The sequence below is a fragment of the Listeria monocytogenes genome, from assembly GCF_900187225.1.
GTDB classification, from domain to species: domain Bacteria; phylum Bacillota; class Bacilli; order Lactobacillales; family Listeriaceae; genus Listeria; species Listeria monocytogenes.
The window spans coordinates 415,157-440,050 of sequence record NZ_LT906436.1; the positions used below are offsets into that span (position 1 = coordinate 415,157).

Sequence of the window (24,894 nt, forward strand, 5' to 3'; positions counted from 1 at the left end):
ATAACGTCAAGTTTTAAAATGACTGTATTACAACTGTAACATTGACCTGATATGCTGTGTGTATATAAAAAAGGGGTGCGTGGATTGAATATAATAGCAACGAGAAGAAAGATTTTTTTTGCGTTTATAGCTTTAATGATTTCTTTTTCAGTACTATTTTTGCCAACAACCAACGCATCAGCAGCTACTACATATAAAATGACGACAACGGCTGATGTAAATGTTCGCGCAGCAGACAACACCAAAGGTAAAGTCATCGGTTTTTACAAAAAGGGTACAACGGTTACTTTCACTGCTAAAACAAAAAATAATTGGTATAAAACAACATATAAAGGGAAAGTTGGTTATGTTTCAGGTAAATGTGTGACTACATATAAAGCACCTGTTGCAACAACTCAAAGTTTTACCGCATTAAATAACGAAGCAAGAAAACACATTGGCAAACGCTACAAAATTGGCGCTACTGGCCCAAGCTGTTTTGATTGTTCAGGTTACACACAATATGTATACTCTAAAGGAGTTAAAAAATCAATTCCTCGTACAGCGAAGCAACAGTATGCCTCTGCTAAGAAAATTAAAGCTAAAGAACTAAAAAAAGGTGATTTGATTTTCTTTAATTATGGTAAGGGTGTTGCACATGTTGGGATTTATGTTGGAAACGGCAAAATGCTTAATGCGCAAAATAACGGCGTAAAATATGACACAATCACATCTGGCTATTGGAAAAAATATATTGCTGGATATGGCCGAGTAGCAAATTTAAAATAATTTAGCTGAGCGTCACTTTTTAGTGATGCTTTTTTGTATGAAGGAGGAGTTAGGAATGCAATATAAAATAAAAGAAATGCCTCTGGAAGAACTAGAACCTAAAGTAGTAGAGGGGCTTTTGGAACATAAAGAAAGATTAGGTTATAACATTCCAAAAAAAGACACAGAGTATATTGACTTTGCGGCTTTAAGTGAGGTAGGGGAAATGGTTGGAGGAGTTACAGCGAAAATCAGCTATGGAGAATTACATGTGTCTCTTCTTTCTGTTGATCCAAGCACACAAGGATCGGGCGTGGGGACAGAATTGATGGCCCAAATAGAAAGATATGGTAGAGCGAATAGCTGCCACCATATCTCCTTAACAACATTTAGTTACCAAGCCCCAGAATTTTATAGAAAATGTGGTTTTACTGAGCTTGGACGTGTGAAAGATTTTCCTATAAAAGGAGAAGAAAAGTATTTCTTTATTAAATATTTATAGAATTACATCGAACTATTTTTCTTTGCAGCAGCTTGAACTGCATTGATAACAGCGGAACGGAAACCATCATTTTCTAGTGATTTCACTGCTTCAATTGTAGTTCCGCCGGGAGAAGTAACCATATCTTTAAGTTTACCTGGATGTTCGCCAGTTTCCAGAACCGTTTTTGCGGCACCTAGCACAGCTTGTGCGGCGAATTTATATGCTTTATCGCGAGGCATGCCACTTAGCACTGCGCCGTCTGCTAAAGCTTCTATGAACATATAAACATAGGCTGGTGAAGAGCCGCTGACGCCAATAACCGCATCCATCAAATTTTCGGAAACGACTTCTGCTTCTCCAAAGCTAGTAAAAATAGCTGTCACTTCTTTAAGTTCTTCGGATGTTACATTCGTATTTGGTGAAACGGATGACATTGCTTCGCCGACAAGCGCTGGTGTATTTGGCATCACTCGAACAATTTTTGTTTTTGCTGAAGTGAGTTCTTCTAAATCTTGGATAGTTACGCCAGCCGCTACAGAAATAATGATTTTATCAGGTGTAAGCTTCTCTTTTACCGACGTTAAAATTTCTGGTATAGTATAAGGTTTCACCGCTAAAATAATAATATCTGCTTGTTCTACGAGTTTCTCGGTATCGGTTGTTATTTGTAAGCCAGTAAATTCCGCTTCAAGTGGTTTTAATTTTTCGAGATTCCGACCACCAACAATGATTTCTTCTCTTTTCACTAAATTCGCTTGTGCTAAACCTCGAATCATTGCAGTTCCCATATTTCCTGCGCCAATAAAGCCGATTCTATTCATTCTATTCGCCCCTAACAAAATTCTTTTTTTCTATTATCTCATGTTACACGGCTTTGTCCAGTTTTTCCAAGTTGCGATAGTAAACAAACTGTGCGAAAATGAAAGCAAATTGGCGGGAGGGATTTAGATGAACGAGGCAATCGAACGACGAGATGATGATATGACTATAGTTAGTTTCGAAGTAGAAATTAGTGCACCAATTCAGGAAGTTTTTGCTTTATTAACGACAAACACCGGACTGGCGAAATGGTTTAATGAACTGGAAGTAGGCGAACTCGGAGCAGATGGCTATCTTCTTTTCGTCATGACACCCGAAGAAAAAATAACCATGCCAATTCGTGCATTCGAACCTAACCAAAAACTTGCTTTCGAATGGGACCAAGATGAAGTTGCCTTTGAACTAAATAAAATCACCGCAAATAAAACAAGGTTGACTTTCACAGAACAACTTACGACTATTACCGAACACAGTCCAAGAGATATTTCCGGTTGGCATATTTGCTTGAAGAAATTACAAGCGAGCGCAGAAGGGAAGATATACGATTTCAACAAAACGGAGTTCAAAACGCTCTTCGCCAAGTATCAAAAAGAACTAAATATTGAGAAATAAATCTTTTAGAAAAGCCGTAAATGAAGCCAAGAAAGCTTTGTTTATGGCTTTTTTTTGTATGAATTAATCTTTTTCCACTTTAACTGGAAATTCCTTATGTTCAAAAAAGTAATCGGTTTCATTAGAATGTAATTGTAAGCAAGGCATTGAAAAAATACGGGGTGACGAAATGATAGTATCAGAAGAACAATTATTTTTAAATCAGCATCTAAGCACAAAAGAAGAAGTGCTAGCTTTTATTGCAGACAAGGCGGCTGAAATCGGTATCACGACGAATTCGGCACAAGTGGAGCGTGACTTATGGGCACGCGAAAAAGAATACGCAACAGCAGTACAACAATTAATCGCCATTCCACATGCGAAAACGGAGGCAATATTGGAAGCGAAACTGCTTTTCATTCGTCTCGTTGAACCGATTGATTGGGAGTCAAAAGAAGGCTTTAAGGCACAAGCCATTTTTGCAATATTAGTTCCAGCAAGTGAAGCCAGCCAGCAGCATCTGAAAATTTTATCCAGTGTGGCTGTGAATTTACTAGAAGAAGCTTTTCAAGAACAAATTTTAACGATTAAAACGGAACACGAACTGATGGATTACTTGAAAGATAATTTGGAAGGAGAATTGATATGAAAGTTGTAGGAGTTACGTCATGTATCGCAGGACTTGCGCACACACCAATGGCAGCAAAGGCATTAGAAAAAGCGGGAGTAAAATTAGGCCACGATGTCAAAATTGAACAACAAGGAGCAATGGGAACAATCGATGAAATCACGCCGGCTGAAGTAAGCGCGGCAGATGTAGTTATTATCGCGGCGGATAAAGTGATTGACGGGGAAGATCGTTTCAAAGGAAAACCAGTCGTTCGTGTGAAAATTGGTCAATGTGTTGCGAACGGGGAAGCGGTGTTAAGTAAAGTTGTTGCAGCAATTGAAGCACGCAAACAAAAGGAGGCTAATTAAGTCATGAAAGGGAAATTAAACGAAGCAAAAGACCATTTAATGTCGGGAATATCGTATGCACTACCGGTCATTATTGCAGGGTCACTTGTTGTAGCGGTTGCAAAATTAATTGGGATTATCGGCGGGGTTACAAATCTAGATGCTTACGCTGATGCAAGCGGATTTTATCATTACGTTTACTTATTTCAAAATGTAGGTTGGGCGGCAATTGGCTTACTTAACTTAGTACTCGCTGGATATATTGCTTATTCGATTGCTGGAAAACCGGCGCTTGCTGCTGGTTTTGTCGGTGGGGTCTTGGCTACAAGTACAAATGCTGGTTTCTTAGGTGCTGTGGTCGCTGGTTTCTTCGCCGGTTGGTTAACAAACTGGGTGAAAAAACATGTTCGTATCACTGGACCAGCTGCTAGTTCTTTACCGCTAATTATTTTGCCACTTATCACGGTTGGTGCCACGGGGATACTGATGTCACTTATTCTCGGCGGACCGCTTGGCTGGTTAAACCAAACGTTACTTGATTGGGTAACAGAAATGTGTAAAAACGATACAAATGTTATTATTCTAGCACTTATTTTAGGAGCAATGATTGGATTTGACCTTGGTGGACCTGTAAATAAAGCTGCTTGGATGGCTGGGAATGCGCTATTTATGAGTGGGATTTATCTACCTTCGATCATGATTAACGTCGCAATTTGTATTCCGCCACTAGGTTACGGAATCGCAACACTTTTACGCAAAAAGAATTATTCTACTACATTCAAAGAAGCTGGAAATGGCGCGCTAATCATGGGACTAATTGGGGTCACGGAAGGTGCGATTCCATTTACACTGCGTAGCCCTGGTAAATTAATTCCGCTAAATGTAATTGCCTGCGCGATTGGTAGTGCTGTAACAATGGGACTTGGCGCTTATGTGAAAATGCCGCCGATTGGTGGAATGTACGGTTTCTTCACTATTGGTAACGGCTGGGCTTACTTGGTTGGTGGTCTAGTTGGCGCATTTATTATCGGAATTTGTGCGAACTTATTCGTCAATTTCACAGAAGAAGAAACAGCTGCTGCAGATGATGCTGTGGATGATATCGATATTAGTTTTGATGAAATAGAGATTAAATAATAGTTGGAGGATTTAATGAAAATGGCTAAAACGAAAGTACACGTAATTCCGCATTCGCACTGGGATAGAGAATGGTATTTCACTTCAAGCCGTTCAACAATCTATTTAGTGAAGCATTTAAAAGAAGTAATTGAAACATTGGAAGCGAAAGACGATTACCATTTTTACTTAATGGATGCCCAAAGCTCTTTAATAGAAGATTATTTACGCTACTGCCCGGAAGATAAAACTAGATTAGAAAAACTGATTACTGAAAAACGCCTTATTACCGGACCTTGGTATACACAAACGGACCAATTAGTGATTTCACAAGAATCAATTGTTAGAAACTTGTTATATGGTACGAGAATTGCACGCGAAATGGGACATAGCATGGCTGTCGGTTATGTCCCGGATGCGTTCGGACAAGGCGGGAACATGCCACAAATTTATAAAGAATTTGGAATTTCAAAGTTTCTGTTTTGGCGCGGAGTTGCCGATAATCGTTTAAAACAAACCGAATTTATCTGGCGCGGTGATGATGGGACGGAAATGCTAGCAGAACAAATTCCGTTTGGCTATTACTACGGCGCGAACATTCCGGAAAACGAAGCCGAACTTAAAACCTATTTGGATGATCAAATTGGTGCTCTGGAAGAGAAGGCCTCAACGCGAAATGTCTATTTCCCAAATGGCTTAGACCAAGCGCCAGTTAGGAAAAATTTGCCAGAATTAGTTGCGAAATTCAATGAAATAGATAGCACGCGGGAATACCAAATCGCATCACCAGAAACATTTTTCGCGGATTTAGAAAAAGATGTGACCGATTTGCCAGTCATTGCTGGTGAACTAACAGAAGGAAAACATAGTCGGCTGCACAAATCGATTTTCTCTACTCGAGCTGATTTAAAACAAGCAAACAATGAAATCGAAAACTTTTTAAGTAATGTATTAGAGCCGGTTCTTTCCATCAGCTACTCACTTGGAAATCGCTATCCGCATAATGAACTCGCAGAAATTTGGAAGCTGATGTTTGAAAATGCTGCACATGATAGCATTGGCGGCTGTAATAGTGATACGACTAACCGCGACGTCAAACATCGTTACAAATTGGCTTCGGATTTAGCGACCAATTTACTCGATTTAAACATGCGCCTAATCAGCGAAAAAATCGAACAAAAACAACCGTTCCAATTTACCGTTTTCAACCCACTTCCATACGAAAAAAGTGGCGTTATCAAAATGACTGCGTACATTCCAGAAGACAATTTCACAGTAGAAGATACGCAAGGAAACACGCTTGAATACACAATTCTAGAAAAAACAGACCTAACCGAATACGTCTTGAATCAACATATCGATCTAAACCCAAGCAGACCCGTTTATTTACCAGAAAAAGTCTTTTTAGCAACGATGCTAGTAAACGTAAATAACCTGCCAGCGCTAGGATATGACACCATCTACTTTAATTTAGAAAAAGAAACAGCAGAGCAAGAACCGACACAATCCGCCGCGACAAAAATCGAAAACGAATTTTATGAAATCCAGTTAGCAGCCAATAATTCACTAACGATTCATGATAAAAAAGCGGGCAGAACCTACACCGATCAAATGATTTTTGTGGAAAATGGCGATGATGGCGATTCGTACAACTATTCTCCGCCACGGAAAGACCTTGTAATTTCATCGAAAGAAGCGGTAGTGGAAAGCGTAGAGTCTAGCATATCAAGCGTCAACCAAGCATTAACTATTTCCTTCAAGTTAAATGTACCGTATAATTTAGAAGAACGTGCAAATGGTGAAAAAAATAACGAAATGATTATCAAAACTGTAATTTCTTTACGTAAAAACGAAGAACTCATTCGTTTCGATGTACAAATTGCTAACCAAGTATTGAGTCATCGTTTATGCGTGACTTTTGCAACCGAAATTGCTAGTAAATTCTCGACAGCTGACCAATTATTCGCGCCAATCAAGCGTCCGGTTCGTCTTCCGGAAATGGATGTATGGGAAGCAGAAGAATGGCAAGAAGCGCCAATTTCGATTGAAGCAATGCAAAGTTTTGTCAGCTTACACGATGAGTCACACGGGATTGCTGTAATGACAGAAGGCGTGCGCGAATACGAAATCATTGGCGAAAATTACGATACGATTTCGCTAACCTTATTCCGCACATTTAGCCATATGGGTAAAACCGATTTACTCTATCGTCCAGGTCGGGCTTCCGGTGAATCAATCGTTGCGACACCAGACGCGCAACTACTTGGCGAAATCAACGCAACATTCGCGCTAACTTTATTCGAAAGCTCTTTTGACGAAGCGGAAATCGCGAAAAAAGCAAAAGAATACTTATCGAACCCACCAGTTTACCAAATGTCTGATTTCCTAAACGGCCGCTTGATTTATGTTTACCGCGACGAAGAAAAAACGCTGGATGCAACATATAGCTTGGAACTTCCGACAATAGACGGAGCGATTATTAGTGCAGTGAAAAAAGCCGAAGACAGCGATGCCTTCATTACGCGCTTTTTCAATCCATATTTACAAAAAGAAATTACGATTCCAGAAATTTTCCAAGGCAAAGAACGCCACTTGGATGAAAGCAAGTCAAACGAGAAACAAACGATATTAAAACATGCCAAAGTCCAAAGCTATTTATTTGAAAAATAACGATTAACTACCTAAAAAAGGAGCTGCTAATAATGGGATATTTCGCTTATAAACGTTTGGAAACACTATATGGCATGCTCCTTGATGCGGGTAGCCATTTATCAGCTCAGAAACTCAGCCAAGATTTACATATTTCCGAACGTACGATACGAACGGACATTGCTAAACTAACTGAATTTCTCGAAAGTCACGGGGCAACCATAACGCTTACTCGGGGTGCGGGTTACAAAATCGAAATCCTTGATCCGACCGTTTTTCAAGCTTTTCAGGCCGAAAAAAATAAACCGAAAAACGCTGATTATTTTGACTTAGATAATCCCGAAGAACGCGTGAAATATGAGATTTTCTTGCTGCTATCAAGCGCCGACTATATTAAATTGGAAGACTTGGCGGATACGATTTTTGCTAGCCGTGCCACCATTTCCAATGATATGAAGCAAGTTAGGAAGGTTATTGCGTCTTATGATTTAACGCTCGTCTCGAAACCAGGTAGCGGCGTGAAAATTGTCGGCGATGAAGAAAAAATGCGCTACGCCCTAACCGCGTTAATTGCTTCCAAAAACGCCCCAGAATCTTACTTAGAATCATTTTTCGAATGGCATAAACAAAAAGATAAACTGCAAAAATTAATGACAGCCGTGACCGATTATTTTTTTGCGACCAACATTCGTTTCACAGACGAAGCGCTTCAAAATTTACTTTTACATATGATGATTTTAGTGGAACGAATTGAATTCGGGCATACGTTGGAACAGTTTGAATTAACGGACGTTAGTGAAGAAGAAATCCTGATTGCAGCTAAACTGGCAACTATTTTAGAATCACTTTTCGAAATAGAGATTGCGGACGCAGACAAAAATTATTTACTTCTCCAAATCGCTAGCAAACGAATCCTGAACGTAGAAGATAAAGAAATTAGCGAATTTGATGATTATGCGTATATCGAAGGCTTGTTGAACCGCATTGAGTCACATTACTTTTATCATTTACAAGATGACATGCAGCTGAAAAAGGATCTTGTTGCCCATATTCATTCCATGTTATATCGCGTGAAATACCATATGACCGTCAAAAACCCAATGACGGAGCACATCAAGCGCTATTATCCGTTAGCTTACGAAATCACGCTCGACGCAGTAGAATCGCTAAAAAAAGACTATCCATATGACATTAATCAAAATGAATTAGCCTATTTAGCGCTTCATATCGGGGCATCTTTAGAGCGAAATTATCAAATCTCTTACTATCGGCATAAATCGGCTTTAATCGTCTGTGGGTCAGGTTTTGGAACGGCGCGAATTGTGGAAGCAAAAGTGAAGTCGGCAGTGAGCAATCTCGACATTACAAAAGTTGTTTCGATTCAAGAATATAACCGTTTTATTCATATTGAAGAAGATATCATTCTTTCCACCGTTAGAATACCTGAGAAAAATAAGCCGGTCATCAAAATCAGCAACATCCCAACCAATGAAGAATTAAAAATGCTTGGTGCCATTATTCAAGAACAAACCGATCCTAACCGCGGCTTTCTATCGAATTTCTTCACGGCCGATTTTTTTGAAAGAAGCAGTATGACAAACAAAACAGCAATTTTAGAAGAAATGGTTGACTCATTGCGCCAACAAAATATTGTTGGCGAAGGCTTCTTGCAATCGGTTCTTGAACGTGAAAAACTAGGCTCAACGGTACTCGGAACCGGAATAGCAATCCCACATCCACTCGGACTAATGGCCAAAGAAACAAAAATCGTTATTCGGATATTAGATAAACCAATCAAATGGGATCAAAAACAATCCGTTCGCGCCGTATTTTTACTATGTATTAGCAAAAATGATTATGAAGAAGCCATTAATATTTATGAATTGCTAGTAGAATTAGTACGCGAAGAATATGGTGAGAAGCTTTCAAGGCTTTCCGATTTTAATGCATTCACTGCTTTAGCAAATGATATTTTGAAGAAAAAATAAAGGCTACCTCCTTTTTAGGAAGTAGCCTTTTCGTGAATTTTTCGTGAATTTTACCATTTTTCGTTTAGTGAAAGTTTATTTCATGGTACACTATAAGAATAATAACTAAATATATGGAGGATTTAATGAACAGACAAACAGAATTTACATTACTTATTGTGGGAGCTTCGTTAAGCATTTTAACTTTTCTAGGTGCTATGTTGTATACCATTATTTTTGGACTTAATACGCTAATGGTGGCTGATACTTTTGGTTATTATAGTAGCTCAGAAGAAACGATTTTACTTGGGATAATTACTTTCTTTTCAGTAGTTGCTGCGTTTTTTGCACTAGGATCAGCGGTTTTTGGTTTTATCGGTGCATTTAAAGTCAAAAGTGACGGGCCAAAAGTAAAAACATTAGGCGTTTGTTTTATCGTTTTGGGTGGATTACAAGTATTCACTATTCACGGAATTTTATTTTTGATTGCAGGAATTTTAACAATTACAAAAAAAGAATACAAAACAAATTCTAAAGAAGATGAGGGGACAAAATGGGAATGATAGCGTTCTTACCAATATTTTTTATTTTTGCGATGTTTTTAGGACTAGCAGCAAAAGCCCTTTTAGCAATTTGGATTTATAAAGATGCTGAACAACGCGGAATGAATGCAGTTCTTTGGTGTCTGTTAATGGTTTTCATCAATGTCATTATTATTCTTGTTATTTACCTGATCGTACGTAATAAAGGGGAAGTCATGAAGCAAAATTTAGGACTACTAATTAGTGGTATTGGTATTGCGGTACTAAATACATTAATGGCGATTATTGCTTTTATTTTTATAATCTCTTTTGCAGTTAGTGATGGTGGAATGCATAATATGATGGACGGTTATAACTATGATTATGATGACGGGTATGAGTACGATATGGATAATTTTGAAGATTTTTAATAACACCGACGAGAATCTGCTACCTAATATAGGAGCAGATTCTTTTTATATTTGTATAAAAGGGGTATAGACAATAAAAAAGTGAATCTCGACAAGGGGAACTGCTGAATGGATACGGTTATTTTAATAACGGTTATTATCGTTATAGTGGGGTTAGCGTTTGATTTTATAAATGGGTTTCATGATATTGCGAATGCGGTTGCCACGAGCATTTCAACTAGAGCTTTAAAACCGCGAGTAGCAATTGGTATTGCGGCAGTTATGAATTTCCTGGGAGCCATTTCGTTTACAGGGGTAGCTGAATCGCTCACCAAAAGCATTGTAGATCCATTTTCGCTTAATAATGGGGAATTTGTCGTTTTATGTGGCTTAATAGCGGCAGTGATTTGGAATTTAATGACTTGGCTTGTTGGAATGCCTAGTAGTTCATCGCATGCGCTTATCGGTGCGATAGCTGGGGCTTCCATCGCATCAGCCAGTAGTTTTAGCGTGCTTAATTGGTCAGGATTTACAACTATTATTATTGCACTCATTATCTCACCAATTATCGGTTTTACAGTCGGTTATTTGATTTATTCGCTCTTTAAGCATCTTTTTCACGACAAAAAGCTTGGGAAAATGAATCGGCGCTTTCGTTTTATCCAAATTGGAACTGCTGCAGCCCAAGCATATTCACACGGCACAAATGATGCGCAAAAAACGATGGGGATTATTACGCTTGCTTTAGTTGCGAGTGGACTTTTGAAAGAGTCAGCCGGTATTCCATTTTGGGTGCAAGTAAGTTGTGCAGCATCGATGGCGATTGGGTCATCTGTTGGCGGTTATCGAATCATTAAAACAGTAGGAACAAAAATCATGAAAATAACCCCAGTTACTGGTGTTGCATCTGATTTAAGCTCTCTTTCCGTAATCATGACAGCTACTTTGATTCATTTGCCAGTCAGCACTACGCAAGTTATTGACAGCTCGATTATGGGTGTCGGAACAGCTAATCATAAAAAAGAAGTCAATTGGCGTACGGGGAAAAATATGGTTGTAACTTGGTTTATTACGTTACCACTAGCTGGACTTTTGGCAGCAGTGGTATACTGGATATCAGCAGCTATTTTTTTATAATAAGGAGGATTTTAAATGAAGATTGAACATGTAGCATTATGGACAACTAATTTAGAACAAATGAAACAATTTTATGTTACTTATTTTGGTGCAACTGCCAATGATTTATATGAAAATAAAACAAAAGGCTTCACTTCTTACTTTCTTACGTTTGAAGACGGCGCGAGACTTGAAATTATGAGTCGGACGGATGTAACAGGAAAAACAACTGGGGAAAACTTAGGATGGGCGCACATTGCTATTTCAACAGGAACAAAAGAAGCAGTAGATGAGCTAACTGAAAAACTAAGACAAGATGGTTTTGCAATTGCAGGTGAACCAAGAATGACAGGAGACGGATACTACGAAAGTGTTGTGCTAGACCCAGAAGGTAATCGAATCGAAATTACATGGTAGTATTGATTTGCTAGGAACTTATTTATCATGTAATATACGGAGTACATACTACAAATGAGGTGAATTTTATGGATATCGTAACTAATAAAATTGTCGTAGAAAAGTATAATTTCGAAACAATCGTGGAAGAAAATGAGCAATTCGAAAACAAAATTGAATTAGAGGTCCATGAAGTAGAGCCAGTCAATGGAAATGTGGAACTTATGTCAAAAGGGAAAATTTTTAAAATAACGATTCCTTTTTTATTAGTCCTTGAAAATTTCCGGATTGACGGTAGAATCAGCCGTATTATTCAATTAAAAGACTTTTTTGGAGATTTTTCCGATTTAGAAGCTGTAGATGTTGAAGGCTTATCCAATCCGCTAATTGACTACATCAAACGCTTAACCTATGATGTAACAGAAATCGCGTTTGATGAACCGGGAGTTAGCTTGGATTTTAACGCTAATCATAATAGCTAGTTAGGAGAGAAAATGCGTCAATATATGAAAATGGTACGTCCGTTTGATTTTGTAATTATCATTTTACTGATCTTGGGTTCGTTTTTACCACTAATATTATTTTCTGTCGCTGAAGCAAAACATGTGGGCGATGATGTCGTAGCGATTATTTCACAAGATGGCAAAGTAATTCGGGAAATCCCGCTAACTGGTCATAAAGGCAATGAGCAGTTTACGATTAAAGGAAAAGGCGCACAATATAATTTGATGGAAGTAGATGGCGAACGGATTCGAATAAAAGAAGACAACAGCCCAGATCAAGTAGGCGTCAAAATGGGTTGGAAATCCAAAGCCGGTGACACCATTGTTTGTTTACCACATAAAGTTTTCGTAGAGATAAAATCGACAAACAAAAAAAGCAAAGACCCCGATACAGATTTAATTGTGCCGAATTAAAACACACTAAGTGATTAGTGTGTTTTTTTGTTTGAACAACTAATTTAAAAATTATTGTCAAATTTATGTCACATGTTTTCATTGTCGCTGCTTATGTATCTAAGAAACAAAAATAAGAAGCGGAAATTCGCATATTAAAATTAGACAACTACTTCAAAGTAAGGTGTTACAATCAATAAGCTATAATAATGATTCTAATTAAGCTTAATGAAAGGAAAGACTAATATGAAATCTAAAAATAATTATTTCAAACAAATCATCACCATAATGACCGTCGTGAGCCTTTTAATTATGGTGTTAGGTATTCAAGGTAATAATGATGTTAAAGCAGCGACACAGGTCGCGCCACCAGCATCAATTAATCAAATTTTTCCTGATGCAGATTTAGCGGAGGGAATACGAGCGGAACTTCAAAAATCAAGTGTCACAGATGTAGTAACGAAAGAAGAATTAGAAAGCATTTCGCAACTGTCGGTATACGCGAAAAAAATAGCTTCTATTGAAGGGCTTGAGTATTTAACCAATTTGAAATTTTTAAATCTTAATGGAAACCAAATTACAGATCTCAGCCCATTAAGCAATTTAACAAAACTAACGGAAATTTATATTGGTGATAATAAAATTTCTGATATTAGTCCGCTTCAAAACCTAACTAATGTAACTGACTTATATCTAGTAGATAATGATATTAGTGATTTAAGGCCATTAGCTAATTTAACCCAAATGTATAGTTTGCGTTTGGGAGGTAATTCGAATATTAGTGATTTAAACCCAGTGCGAAATATGACGCGTTTGAATAATTTAGAAGTAACAGGGTCTATATTAAAAGATTTGACGCCGCTAGCCGATGTAACCAGCCTAACTCGTTTAACATTGAGTGACAATCAAATTGAAGATTTAAGTCCACTAGCTGGCTTGACAAAATTGGACAATATAGCAGCATATTCGAATAAAATCACTGATATTACTCCTGTGACCAATTTAACAAGACTCCAGTATTTGGATTTAGGTAGTAATGAAATCACTGATTTAAGTCCTGTGGCTAATCTGCAAAAATTAACCTCGCTACATCTTGCAAACAACCAGATTACTAATATTAGTATGCTTGAAGATTTAACAAATTTAACTTCGTTGGGTTTACAAAACAATAAAATTAGTGATATATCCGTTTTGAAAAATCTAACCCATGTGACTTATTTGCAGTTGGGGTATAACCAAATAGTGGATGTGAAAATAATCGGAGGACTAACTAATTTAACAAGTTTGCAGTTAACACAAAACCATATTACTGACATAAGTCCTTTAGCCAACTTAACCAAAATACAATACTCTGACTTCTCTAATCAGATGATAACAAATCTAGAACGTAATTTTTCGAAGACACTCTCCGTTCCGAACAATATAACTAGCATAGATGGAACGCTAATTGCGCCTGAAACGATTAGCAATAATGGAACCTACGACGCACCGAACTTGAAGTGGTCTTTACCGAACTATTTACCAGAAGTTAAATATACGTTCAGCCAGAAAATACCGATTGGGACAGGCACAAGTAATTATAGTGGCTTCATAACACAACCGTTAAAAGAATTACTAGATTACAAAGTCACATTTAATGTAGAAGGTAATACAAGTGAAGTAGAGACTGTAACAGAAGAAAATCTCATTCCAGAACCTACGAGCCCAACCAAACAAGGTTATACATTTGATGGTTGGTACGACGCAGAAACAGGCGGAACAAAATGGGACTTCACAACCGGGCAAATGCCTGCAAATGACCTCACACTATATGCCCATTTTTCCGTAAATAGCTACCAAGCAAATTTTGATATAGACGGTGTGGTAACGAATGAAGCGGTAGTATACGATGCCTTACTCAATGAACCGACCACTCCAACCAAACAAGGCTATACATTTGATGGCTGGTATGACGCAGAAACAGGCGGTAATAAGTGGGATTTCAAAACAATGAAAATGCCCGCGAATGATGTTGCTTTTTATGCACATTTTACTATCAACAACTATCAAGCAAATTTTGATATAGATGGTGAGGTAAAGAATGAAACGATAGCATACGATACCTTACTCAATGAACCGACCACTCCAACCAAACAAGGTTATACATTTGATGGTTGGTATGACGCAGAAACAGGCGGAACGAAGTGGGATTTCAAAACGAAGGAAATGCCCGCGAATGATGTCACTCTATATGCACATTTTACCATCAACAACTACCAAGCGAACTTTGATATAGATGGGGCAGTAACAGAGGAAGTAGTAAACTATGACGCGCTTATTCCTGAACCAACATCACCGTCCAAAACGGGATTTACTTTAGAAGGTTGGTATGACGCAGAAGTTGGCGGAACAAAATGGGATTTTAAAACGATGAAAATGCCTGCGAACGATATTACTTTGTACGCACATTTCAGTAAGGAAACACCAATTATTCCTAGTCCAGATGAAGGATTAGACTCTGATTCTACCAATGGACCAATTACTATAAATGAACCGAGTGCTACTAGTACGCCATCCCAAAATAATAACATCACAGTAACAGCAGGGGAAAATACTACAGAACTAGCAACAGCTAAACTTCCAAAAACTGGAGATAATGCCCCGTGGAAAACATTGTTTGCCGGGATATTACTTTCATCATCCGCGTTTTATATTTGGAGAAAAAAAGCATAATTAAAAAACCCAGCATTTTCTAAAATGGAGAGTGCTGGGTTTTTGGTTTAATCAAGAATCTCAATATAGCCTTCTGTACCATTGATGCGAATTTGCTGACCATCTTTTATAACGGTAGTTGCATTTTCGACACCCACTACAGCGGGAAGACCGTATTCGCGGGCAATCACTGCTCCGTGCGTCATAAGCCCGCCAACCTCGGTCACAAGTCCTTTAATAGATACAAATGCGGGAGTCCAACTAGGGTCAGTATAAGCCGTAACTAGAATATCGCCATCTTCTAAATCCACTTTTTCCATATTTAAAATGATGCGAGCGCGACCTTCAACTGTCCCAGATGAAACAGGAAGTCCAAGAATGGCATCTTTATGGAGATTTTCGCGTTTGTATTTGCCGTTAATCATTTCCCCATCAGAAGTAAGGATGCGCGGTGGTGTTAATTTTTCAAAAGTGGCGAAATCGCGTTTTCGAGCGTTAATAAGTTCGTAATCAACATGACCAGTACGCACAACTTCCCGCAGTTCCTCGAAGTAAAGAAAATAAATATCTTCTTTATTTTGCAAAACGCCATTGTTTACAAGTTGTTCGCTAGCTCGAAGGAAAGCCAGTTTATAAATAAAGTAGCGGTTAATCATGCCGTATTTTGGATACTCGCGATAGCCAATGAAATGACGTAAAATATCAATTTTTTCTTTTGTTTCCATCGCTTTTTGTTCCCCGTCCGGCAGTTCTTGCAAGCGCCTTAGGATTTCATGTTCTTTATCGAAAGCTTCTTTTTCTCCTTGAGCAAATTTGTGCATACTCGCGCCGGGTTCAAAGTTTTTGATATTACTTAAAATCAACGGAATAAGCGTTAGCGGGTTTTCAATCCAACGTGTTTTAGTTAAGTCAATTTCGCCCGCACAGCGCATTCCGTATTTTTGAAGATACTCTTCTAATGCTTTTCTGGTTTCTGCACCACCATCCAAAGTAGCAAGCTCATTTAAAAAATCAGGATTTTTCGTTTGTTCTAAATAGGCTCTGACAATAGGGTAGGGGCGAATGACGTCAGCTACATCTAATAATTCAAGTCCCATTTGTGAAGTAATATTGTTTGGTGCTGATTCTGACAGTTTATCGGCGACATTTTTTTCTCCCAGCCACTGGTAAATATGTTCATTTAACCAAGCTGAAGCGTCCATACCGGCCATAATAGCATCAATACTAGTAGGATTAAATAAAACTCTTTTTAATTCTTCCAAATCTTCTACGATAAAATCAAACAAATCGGATCCGTTTTTAGTTTCAATGGTTTGCTTCAAGGATTTTATGGAGTTTTCGCTGTTTTGGACTAATTCAAAAACGCTAGATGGATCAGGAATGCCACGAACGGGTGGTTTTCCAGAAATGGGTGCTTGATTTGGATTTTCCTCCGTTGGTAGTGGAGGTAGGAATCCTTTTTTGTTAATTACGGTGAGTAAAGCATCTTTAATTAGCGGGTCCGATTGACCGAGGGAATTCACCATCATATCGCGAGAAACTTTGGCTGATAGACTTTGAGTAATATCGACAAATAACCGTCCTCCTGCAGTATACATTGTGGCTGGAGTGGTCATTAAATAAAAGGAAAGCCCAAGTGGTTTCATCGCATCAGTCATCATTTGCTGATGTGCAACAGAAATATAAACACGATTGCCGGGTTCACTTACTTCTGGGATTGGATATAAAGTCGTGATAGGCCGACTCTGAACAATGTAAAAAATACCTTCTGCTAAACACCATTCAATATCTTGTGGTTTCCCAAAATAGGCTTCGATTTTTCTACCAAGTTTAGCAAGTTGTAAAATTTGTTGGTCGGTTAATGTTTGCTTGGTTTGCTGTGATTTTTCAAGTGGGCGAGTCTCTGTTCCACCTTCTTTTAAACTATAAATGGCGAGTTTTTTCGTAGCGATTATTTTGTTGGTAATAGTATTTTCTTGGACTGTGTATGAGTCAGTGGAAACTAAACCAGAAACAAGGGCTTCACCTAACCCAAAACTGGCATCGATAGAGAGGGATTTTCGATTAGATGTAATTGGATCAGCGGTAAATAGAATACCGGATGCTTCAGGGAAAATCATTTGTTGAATAACAACGGCAAGCTGGACTTTATGGTGATCAAACTGATTTTGGATACGATAAATAATAGCGCGTTCGGTAAATAACGAAGCCCAACACATACTGATATGCTGTAATAATGCATCTCTACCAATAATATTTAAATACGTATCATGTTGCCCTGCGAAGGAAGTGTGGGGAAGGTCCTCGGCAGTGGCGCTAGAACGCACGGCGAAAGGCATCTCATACCCTCCCACATCTAAAAGTGCAGCATCCATATCACTCGTTATTTCAGAGGGGATTTGTGTATGTTGAATAAGCGTTCGAATCGTTTCGCTGATTTCTCGAATAGCATCCATGTCACTTGTTTTTAGGGAAGAAAGGCGTTGGAGCAGTTGCGTAAATTCATTGTTTTCCGCTAAGGTTCGCTTGTAAGCCTCTGTTGTCAGGCAAAAACCTGCGGGAACATGTACTCCTTCGATATTAGAACAAGCACCTAAATTCATTCCTTTACCACCGACAAGTGCTTCTGAATGCGGCTGTATTTCTTGAAACTTTAGTACATATGGTTTCATATAGTTATCCCCCAATTTTTTTCGAAAAATAATACTTGACTGTAAAGAACTACTTATTGTATAATTAAAATAGGGATTGCTTTACATAAGTATATTTTAACGATATTATCTATCTAAATTTACCACGAATCTAGCCTAAATTCAATTAAAAACAAATAGAAAAGCAAAATTTCTCATGATAAGAAATTTTGCTTTATTTTTATTGTTCAAATTTACATAAAGTTAAGCCTTGTGCCTTTGCTTGAGCAACTGTCACAGCCGTTTCGCCATTAGAGTTATTTAAGCCGCGACAATTTTGATCATAATGATATCTTTTGCCAGTAGCGGTGATATAAACCATTTGTCCTTGTTCGTTACTCGTGTCCGGTTGTGCAGCAGCTTTTGAGCGTTCTGCTGCAACTCGTTTTTCTTCAGCTGCTTTTTTCTCGGCTGCCACACGAGCTTCTTCGGCTTTCTTTTCAGCCGCGATTTTTGCATCAGCTGCGCGTTTTTCTTCGGCAGCTACACGTTCGCGTTCTACACGTTCGGCTTCAGTTTTTTCCGCTGCAACTCGCTCTGCTTCAGCTTTTTCTGCAATTTTTGTTTCGTAAGCAGGGGTTAGTGCTAGTTTAAGCGTTTGTTCTTTCGTTTGGCCATCAATGACAATAGAAAGAACAGCATCTTGTGCTTTATCTAGTTCATTTACAGAAAGACTGAAAGCACCGTTCTCATCAGCTGTAGTCACGGCGTCAGGAATAGCAACGAAATCAAGCGTTACTTCTGCCCCTGGATTTGTTTTCCCTTCTACTACCAAAGTACCTTCATCATCTGTTGTAAAAGTCGTTTCTGCTTTTAAAACAGGTGTATTATCAACTTTCTCCGTTTTTTCTTGTTGTTTTGTTGGTTCTTCAGTTGAGGCTTCCTCGTCTGTAGTCGGAATAATTCCGACACCAATAATAATAGCTAAAATAGAACTAATAATAATAATTTGTGTTTTTTTACGAGGCCAATTTTTCCTTCTAAAGCTCACAAGTCCAAAAATCAACACACCAATACCTACTAGAAACAATAAAGTTCCTAATCCCGTCATATACATCTCCCTCTCCCTTTTTGTCTAACAAAATTATTATATGCACAATGTGAGTCAATGCACAAGTTAAATCAGCCGTTTTTTGTACTTTTTACAAAGAAATTCAATGAAAATGTTCGGAAAATCAAATAAATGATAAAAAAATTACATATTTTGCTAAAAAAGACAGTAGTTGCCTAAGTAAATGGAAATTAATCAGAATGTCGAGATTAGAGAAATTAGCTAGAAATTCAACATAGCGAAAGGAAGCATATTACTGAAAAGGATAAAGAGGAAGCAGCTTGAATAATCCGATTGATTGCTTTATGATGAAGGAAAGACAAGTGCTTTGGAGGTGCTAGAAATGGCGAAACCGATAGAAGAAATTGGTGAAGAAATCGGAGCAAAGGTAGAGAAAGTTGCACGGAAAACTGGAAATGTTGCTGGAACGGCAGCTAAGCTATCTGTTTATAGTTCCATTTGGGCTGTAAAAACGGGCGTAAATAAGACTCGTGCGTTTGCTCAAGGCTTTAAACAAGGCTGGTCTGGTAAATAAAAGCATAGGAAAAGGGAGAACGTGAATTGTTAAATTACTTATCGTCACTAAATCCGGTACTATTAGCACTTCTTGCCGGAATTTTCACATGGGCTTGTACCGCAGCAGGAGCTTCACTCGTATTTTTCTTTAAAAATTTAAATAAAAAATGGGGCAATATAATGCTTGGTTTTGCTGCTGGTGTTATGCTTGCAGCAAGTTTCTGGTCACTTCTTGCCCCTGCAATCGAAATGAGTAAAGATTTAGGGAAGTTTTCCTTTGTACCAGCTCTAGTTGGCTTTTTGCTTGGGGGGATATTTTTACGTGTTATTGACCGTATTATTCCACATTTACATTTCGGGTTTCCAGAGCAAGCAAAGGAAGGACCAAAAACTTCTCTACGGAAAAGTATCTTACTGGTTCTTTCCATTACTATTCATAATATTCCAGAAGGGGCAGCTGTTGGGGTTGCTTTCGGAGCAGTTATAACTGGAGACACGGAGACACTTATTACAGCAATCGTTTTGGCGCTTGGTATTGGTATCCAAAACTTTCCAGAGGGAGCGGCAGTATCCATTCCTTTGCGCGGAGAAGGGCTCTCGAGAGGAAAAAGTTTCTGGTATGGTCAACTTTCAGCGGTAGTTGAACCAATTTTCGCTGTAATTGGTGCTGTATTGGTTGTTTTTGTTACACCTATTTTGCCGTTTGCGCTTGCCTTTGCAGCTGGTGCAATGATTTTCGTTATTGTAGAGGAATTAATTCCTGAATCTCAAGTAGAAGGTTCGGCCGATTTAGCGACTGCTGCAACGATGGCAGGATTTGCAGTAATGATGGTTTTAGATGTTGCTTTAGGATAAAATAATAAACTGAACAAAAAAACGACATTTAATATTTGCGGAATGCGTTTTTTTGCGGTAAAATTGATAGTGAAATACTTCACAATATGTTAGTTTTCAGGGGTAATCCTGTAACTATAAATCGGACACGGTAAAAGCTCCCACTTTATCCGTGTCTTTTTTGTGACATTTGTTAAGAAATCGTTGGTCCTTTTTTCCTATTTTAGTACAAAAACTAGAAACTTGCCTTTTTTCATGTATAATTGTTTTATAAGAAAAGCTGGGGAAGGTTTTTCTGAGGTGAGGTGCATAATGTGAAAATTAGGTGGATTAGACTTTCACTAGTTGCCATTCTCATTATTGCCGTGGTTTTTATTGGTGTAATAGGTTTCCAAAAATACCAATTTTCAAAGTCGCGCAACAAAGTAATAATGCAGATGGACAGACTAATGAAAGACCAGGATGGAGGAAATTTCCGCCGCTTGGATAAGAAAGAAAATGGAGTGGAAATCATTTCTTACATTCCTAAAACAACTGAGAAAAAAGACAACGAAATTATCCAAAAAGAAATTGGAAAGGCCACAGATGCAGAGGTTAAAAAGTTAAATAGAGATAAAGAAACTCAAGGGATTATTTTTTACACTTACCAAAAGCATAGAATGGCCGAGCAAGCAATATCTTACAAAGCAGTTCAATCGGAGTACGTAAAAGAAGGAAGAACTAAATTTGTACTCAAAGATAAAAAAGATATTTGCAAAAACATAGTAACCGACGCAGAAACAGGTGCTTTGTTAACACTTGGGGAAGTATTAATAAAAAGTAATCAAACTAAATTAAACTTAAAAACAGCTGTTGAAGAAGAATTGATTAAAACAGGGGATTTTTCTTTAAAAGATGTTGGTAATCTTGGGAAAATTAAGAGTTTAGTGAAATGGAATCAAACGGATTTCGAAATCACGAACTCTGAAATTATTTTGCCAGTAAAAATACCAGGTGCACCGGAACCGAAGAAAGTAAAAGTAAAACTTGCTGATATTGCTAGTTCTGTGAATAAACGCTACTTACCAAGCAGTGTGAAAGTTCCAGAAGTGCCAAAAGCAAAAACGAACAAACGAATTGCCCTTACTTTTGATGATGGTCCAAGTTCCTCGGTAACACCAGGCGTACTTGATACATTGAAACGCCACAATGTAAAAGCGACATTCTTTGTACTTGGCTCTAGTGTCATACAAAATCCAGGTTTAGTAAAACGTGAATTAGAGGAAGGGCACCAAGTTGGCAGCCACTCATGGGATCACCCGCAATTAACTAAACAATCGACACAAGAAGTGTACAACCAAATTTTAAAAACGCAAAAAGCAGTATTTGATCAAACTGGATATTTTCCAACGACAATGCGCCCTCCATATGGTGCAGTAAACAAACAGGTTGCTGAAGAGATTGGTCTTCCGATAATACAGTGGTCTGTTGATACAGAAGATTGGAAATACAGAAATGCTGGTATAGTGACGAAGAAAGTCCTTGCAGGCGCAACGGACGGAGCGATTGTACTAATGCATGATATCCATAAAACCACTGCTGCAAGCCTTGACACTACATTGACTAAATTAAAGAGTCAAGGATACGAGTTTGTTACGATTGATGAACTTTATGGCGAGAAATTGCAAATTGGGAAGCAATATTTCGACAAAACAGATTCAAGAATGGTGAAATAAAAATCAGTAGCTAAGATGAGTTAATTATTTTAGCTACTTTTTTCATACAAAATGTAAAGTTTTCTTTACGTAATGCTGTATTTATTTTATAATAACTGTAAATACTTCTTATTTGGTGGTGGTTAATTGAAAGTCCGTAATAAAGTGAAACAGTTGCGTGAAGAAAGAGGAATCGGGCAAAATGAATTAGCTTTAGCATTAGAAGTTTCGAGACAAACAATCCATGCTATCGAAAAAGGTAAATATAATCCTAGTTTAGAGCTAAGTTTGAAGATGGCACGCTATTTTCGTTTAACAATAGAAGAGATTTTTCAACTGGAGGAGAATTAGCATGAAACGATATATCATTAATCGAGGTATTATGGTTGCAGTAGTTATTATATATATGTATCCACTTTTAGGAATAATTAAAGGAGAAAAAATATTTGGAGATATCGGTACACCAATTATTATGGTTATTGCGGCTTTAATTGGTACACTGAGTTCTGTATTCTTATCTGAAGAAAAAACGAAGCGAGAATATGAGAAAGAAAAATTAGAAAAAGATGAAAGATATATCAACAATCGCAAAACATTTTCCTATTATTTGTTTATTGTTTTAGCTTTGACGATACCAATTGTGTTGATTGTTCTTAATTTATATGGGATTGAACAAATATCCATTTCAAGTTTGACAATCATTTTTCTTATCTTCTGCTTCGCATATATGATTGTACTGGAAATTATTCGGAAAAAAGTATAATTTTAAGCAAAATAAAAAACATCCAACTTTTTCGTTGCATGTTACCTAGCATTTACCAAATTTTGGTGACAATGCCATAAATACTATTACGTGTAATCCAACCATTCACGTGTTTGTGATTATTAGAAATTTGATATTGCTTACCGCGGATTTTACTGATTTTATGTGTAAAAAAGCTACCGCGAACTTTGCAAAATACGATATCGTTGACTTTGAGTTCTCTCATGCCAATCGGTTCTAAACGAACAGGTTGCATCGATTTAATCAAAGGTAACATCGAATTTCCGCCTTCTTTATAACGCTCAATGGTTTCGCCACGTCTGAGTATTTCTACTGCATCCAGGCTTCTCATAGTTATGCTCCTTTCTTGTTGTTAGTGCCAGAATAACAAAATAGTAAAGCGAAGTCAACGAAATTTTTCGCTGACTTTTTTTATTTTGGAGGCTGACGGCGGTTTGTGAGTTGAATAATCCAACCAGCGATTGGGAAAATAATAAATAAAATGGTGGATATTTGTGGAGCGAAGAAACTGATAATACCAAGTGCAATAACAAATATGAAACTAGAGATTCGAAACTTCCAATTGTCGATACCTGAATCTTTTCCATTTACAGCGTGATGCAATAATTGGAATATCACCGAAGTAATCAAAATAGTAATAACAAACCCAATAATTGGTGCGGTCATATCTGGATGTTGCATGATTGCTCTTGTAAATAATGGAATAAGTGATAAAACTAGTAAAAATAAAATATTAAATAAGACGGCAGATGTGGAAATGAATGTGACTTGATCGAACAGCCTGCTATGTGAATACCAAAATTGTCCGATGATTAATCCGCCTTCGATAAATATAAAAATTTCCCATAAGAATGCTTGTGTGCTAGCTGCGGTAAATACATCCGGTAAAGTCATTCCTAAAACAATTATCGTAATTATAATTGCAAATACACCATCACTAAATGCTTCTAATCTTCCTTTTGACAATGTTTGGCCCCTCCTTTCGTGTCTTGTTTTTTATGATATGGGTTAATATAGTATAGCATATTTTATAAGCAAACAAGCAGTAGCAATGTGGCGCGAAAAAAATCTGATATAATAGAATAAAATTAACTTTAAAAGGAGTTTAAACAGATGATTAGAGCGATTTCTGTAGATATGGATGGGACTTTTTTAGATGGAAATGGTGAATATGATCGTGCTAGGTTTGAGAAGATTTATGCAGAATTAATGAAGCGTGGGATTAAATTTATTGTTGCGAGCGGCAATCAATATTATCAGCTTAAATCATTTTTTCCTGGCAAGGATGAGGAGCTTTTTTATGTGGCTGAAAATGGGGCGGTTATTTTTCATCAAGGAGAACTTCGGAGTGTGAATCGTTTTGATGAAAGATTAGTTCAAAAGATTTTGCGGACGTTGATTCAAGATTATCATGATTTGCAAGTGATTCTTTGTGGGGTGAAGAGCGCGTATTTATTAAAAGCCGCCGATCCAGATTTTAAAGCATTTGCGAAAAAGTACTATTTTGAGTTACAAGAGGTGGAGTCATTCGATGTGCTTCCGGATGATACGTTTATCAAATTTGCGCTTGATGTAGAAGTGGCTAAAACAGGGCAAATTGTCGAGGATTTGAATCAAACGTTTGTTGGCGAAATTCGCGCTGTGTCGAGTGGGCATGGGAGCATTGATATTATTATTCCGGGTGTGACGAAAGGGAACGCGATTCAGCAACTTTTGAATGAATGGCAAGTGGCGCCAGAAGATTTGTTAGCTTTTGGTGATGCGAATAATGATATCGAAATGTTGCAACTAACTTCAAATAGTTATGCAATGCTAGAAAGTAGTCCAGAAGTTCTTGCTGCCGCGAAACATGTGGCTCCTTCTAATAAGGAGGCGGGCGTGTTACAGGTGATAGAGGAATACATGAAAAAAAGCCAAAGATTTTGATCCGATCTTTGGCTTTTTCGAAAGTGGTAAACATGTCGG

At 37.8% G+C, this 24,894-nt stretch carries 26 protein-coding genes; 21 read left to right on the forward strand and 5 right to left on the reverse strand.

Features of this window, described 5'->3' with window-relative positions:
• Positions 1–84: 84 nt before the first annotated feature.
• Positions 85–768, forward strand: coding sequence for an NlpC/P60 family protein (locus tag CKV70_RS02065; protein WP_003723106.1), 684 nt, complete (start codon positions 85–87; stop codon positions 766–768).
• Between the two features lie 55 nt (positions 769–823).
• Complete coding sequence (locus CKV70_RS02070) at positions 824–1,249, forward strand: GNAT family N-acetyltransferase (RefSeq protein WP_014600501.1); 426 nt, start codon at positions 824–826, stop codon at positions 1,247–1,249.
• A gap of 2 nt (positions 1,250–1,251) precedes the next feature.
• Here the strand turns inward: CKV70_RS02070 and proC are convergent, their stop codons facing one another.
• Complete coding sequence (proC, locus tag CKV70_RS02075) at positions 1,252–2,052, reverse strand: pyrroline-5-carboxylate reductase (protein ID WP_003732991.1); 801 nt, start codon at positions 2,050–2,052, stop codon at positions 1,252–1,254.
• A gap of 127 nt (positions 2,053–2,179) precedes the next feature.
• On the opposite strand from proC, the gene CKV70_RS02080 reads away from it, so the two are divergent.
• The 13 genes from CKV70_RS02080 to inlF all read left to right on the forward strand — a co-directional run bounded on the left by CKV70_RS02080 (position 2,180) and on the right by inlF (position 15,381).
• The gene (locus tag CKV70_RS02080; protein WP_003732990.1) at positions 2,180–2,662 is read left to right on the forward strand and encodes an SRPBCC family protein; all 483 of its coding nucleotides are present in this window, start codon (positions 2,180–2,182) and stop codon (positions 2,660–2,662) included.
• Between the two features lie 169 nt (positions 2,663–2,831).
• A complete protein-coding gene (locus CKV70_RS02085; protein WP_009932304.1) occupies positions 2,832–3,290 on the forward strand; it encodes a PTS sugar transporter subunit IIA in 459 nt (152 codons plus the stop codon).
• On the forward strand, positions 3,287–3,619 hold the full coding sequence (locus tag CKV70_RS02090) for a PTS fructose transporter subunit IIB (RefSeq protein WP_003729043.1): 333 nt from the start codon (positions 3,287–3,289) through the stop codon (positions 3,617–3,619). Before CKV70_RS02085 ends, CKV70_RS02090 begins: the two co-directional genes overlap by 4 nt.
• Before the next feature lie 3 nt (positions 3,620–3,622).
• Entirely contained in the window at positions 3,623–4,735 is a 1,113-nt protein-coding gene (locus CKV70_RS02095) for a PTS fructose transporter subunit IIC (protein WP_003723113.1), read from the forward strand.
• A gap of 21 nt (positions 4,736–4,756) precedes the next feature.
• Positions 4,757–7,384 (forward strand): mannosylglycerate hydrolase, encoded by a 2,628-nt coding sequence (gene mngB / locus CKV70_RS02100; RefSeq protein ID WP_077346030.1) that lies wholly within the window; start codon positions 4,757–4,759, stop codon positions 7,382–7,384.
• A gap of 32 nt (positions 7,385–7,416) precedes the next feature.
• Complete coding sequence (locus CKV70_RS02105; protein ID WP_010989451.1) at positions 7,417–9,351, forward strand: BglG family transcription antiterminator; 1,935 nt, start codon at positions 7,417–7,419, stop codon at positions 9,349–9,351.
• A gap of 125 nt (positions 9,352–9,476) precedes the next feature.
• Positions 9,477–9,893, forward strand: a complete 417-nt coding sequence (locus CKV70_RS02110) for a DUF4064 domain-containing protein (RefSeq protein ID WP_003723116.1) — start codon at positions 9,477–9,479, stop codon at positions 9,891–9,893.
• A complete protein-coding gene (locus tag CKV70_RS02115; protein ID WP_003734097.1) occupies positions 9,884–10,282 on the forward strand; it encodes a hypothetical protein in 399 nt (132 codons plus the stop codon). The genes CKV70_RS02110 and CKV70_RS02115 overlap by 10 nt, the downstream gene beginning before the upstream one ends.
• Before the next feature lie 108 nt (positions 10,283–10,390).
• On the forward strand, positions 10,391–11,398 hold the full coding sequence (locus CKV70_RS02120) for an inorganic phosphate transporter (protein ID WP_003732986.1): 1,008 nt from the start codon (positions 10,391–10,393) through the stop codon (positions 11,396–11,398).
• A gap of 15 nt (positions 11,399–11,413) precedes the next feature.
• A complete protein-coding gene (locus CKV70_RS02125; protein WP_003723119.1) occupies positions 11,414–11,794 on the forward strand; it encodes a VOC family protein in 381 nt (126 codons plus the stop codon).
• A 68-nt stretch (positions 11,795–11,862) separates the two neighbouring features.
• Complete coding sequence (locus CKV70_RS02130) at positions 11,863–12,255, forward strand: DUF1149 family protein (RefSeq protein WP_003723120.1); 393 nt, start codon at positions 11,863–11,865, stop codon at positions 12,253–12,255.
• Between the two features lie 12 nt (positions 12,256–12,267).
• Positions 12,268–12,690 carry a NusG domain II-containing protein gene (locus CKV70_RS02135; RefSeq protein ID WP_003723121.1) on the forward strand — a complete coding sequence of 141 codons (423 nt, stop codon included), beginning with the start codon at positions 12,268–12,270 and terminating at the stop codon, positions 12,688–12,690.
• A 225-nt stretch (positions 12,691–12,915) separates the two neighbouring features.
• Positions 12,916–15,381 carry a class 1 internalin InlF gene (gene inlF, locus CKV70_RS02140; RefSeq protein ID WP_014600503.1) on the forward strand — a complete coding sequence of 822 codons (2,466 nt, stop codon included), beginning with the start codon at positions 12,916–12,918 and terminating at the stop codon, positions 15,379–15,381.
• Between the two features lie 47 nt (positions 15,382–15,428).
• Here inlF and rph read toward each other — a convergent pair whose 3' ends face one another.
• Together rph and CKV70_RS02150 are read right to left on the reverse strand one after the other, a co-directional pair.
• A complete protein-coding gene (gene rph / locus CKV70_RS02145; RefSeq protein WP_014600504.1) occupies positions 15,429–18,032 on the reverse strand; it encodes a rifamycin-inactivating phosphotransferase in 2,604 nt (867 codons plus the stop codon).
• Between the two features lie 199 nt (positions 18,033–18,231).
• Positions 18,232–19,101 (reverse strand): hypothetical protein, encoded by an 870-nt coding sequence (locus CKV70_RS02150; protein ID WP_077906956.1) that lies wholly within the window; start codon positions 19,099–19,101, stop codon positions 18,232–18,234.
• A 343-nt stretch (positions 19,102–19,444) separates the two neighbouring features.
• Here CKV70_RS02150 and CKV70_RS02155 point away from each other — a divergent pair, with 343 nt between their 5' ends.
• From CKV70_RS02155 to CKV70_RS02175, 5 genes are all read left to right on the forward strand, one after another.
• The gene (locus CKV70_RS02155; RefSeq protein WP_003728115.1) at positions 19,445–19,636 is read left to right on the forward strand and encodes a hypothetical protein; all 192 of its coding nucleotides are present in this window, start codon (positions 19,445–19,447) and stop codon (positions 19,634–19,636) included.
• A gap of 26 nt (positions 19,637–19,662) precedes the next feature.
• Positions 19,663–20,472, forward strand: coding sequence for a ZIP family metal transporter (locus CKV70_RS02160; RefSeq protein WP_003732982.1), 810 nt, complete (start codon positions 19,663–19,665; stop codon positions 20,470–20,472).
• Positions 20,473–20,765: 293 nt separating this feature from the next.
• Positions 20,766–22,166 carry a peptidoglycan N-acetylglucosamine deacetylase PgdA gene (pgdA, locus tag CKV70_RS02165; RefSeq protein WP_003733946.1) on the forward strand — a complete coding sequence of 467 codons (1,401 nt, stop codon included), beginning with the start codon at positions 20,766–20,768 and terminating at the stop codon, positions 22,164–22,166.
• A gap of 126 nt (positions 22,167–22,292) precedes the next feature.
• Positions 22,293–22,496 (forward strand): helix-turn-helix transcriptional regulator, encoded by a 204-nt coding sequence (locus CKV70_RS02170; protein WP_003722966.1) that lies wholly within the window; start codon positions 22,293–22,295, stop codon positions 22,494–22,496.
• Position 22,497: 1 nt separating this feature from the next.
• On the forward strand, positions 22,498–22,908 hold the full coding sequence (locus tag CKV70_RS02175) for a hypothetical protein (RefSeq protein WP_014600506.1): 411 nt from the start codon (positions 22,498–22,500) through the stop codon (positions 22,906–22,908).
• 52 nt (positions 22,909–22,960) lie between these two features.
• On the opposite strand, the gene CKV70_RS02180 is transcribed toward CKV70_RS02175, so the two are convergent.
• Together CKV70_RS02180 and CKV70_RS02185 are read right to left on the reverse strand one after the other, a co-directional pair.
• Positions 22,961–23,260: a hypothetical protein gene (locus CKV70_RS02180; protein WP_003722968.1), complete on the reverse strand. Its 300-nt coding sequence runs from the start codon at positions 23,258–23,260 to the stop codon at positions 22,961–22,963.
• Positions 23,261–23,340: 80 nt separating this feature from the next.
• Complete coding sequence (locus tag CKV70_RS02185; protein ID WP_003722969.1) at positions 23,341–23,895, reverse strand: TMEM175 family protein; 555 nt, start codon at positions 23,893–23,895, stop codon at positions 23,341–23,343.
• A gap of 147 nt (positions 23,896–24,042) precedes the next feature.
• Here CKV70_RS02185 and CKV70_RS02190 point away from each other — a divergent pair, with 147 nt between their 5' ends.
• Positions 24,043–24,855, forward strand: coding sequence for a Cof-type HAD-IIB family hydrolase (locus tag CKV70_RS02190; RefSeq protein WP_003732980.1), 813 nt, complete (start codon positions 24,043–24,045; stop codon positions 24,853–24,855).
• The last annotated feature ends 39 nt before the right edge of the window (positions 24,856–24,894 follow it).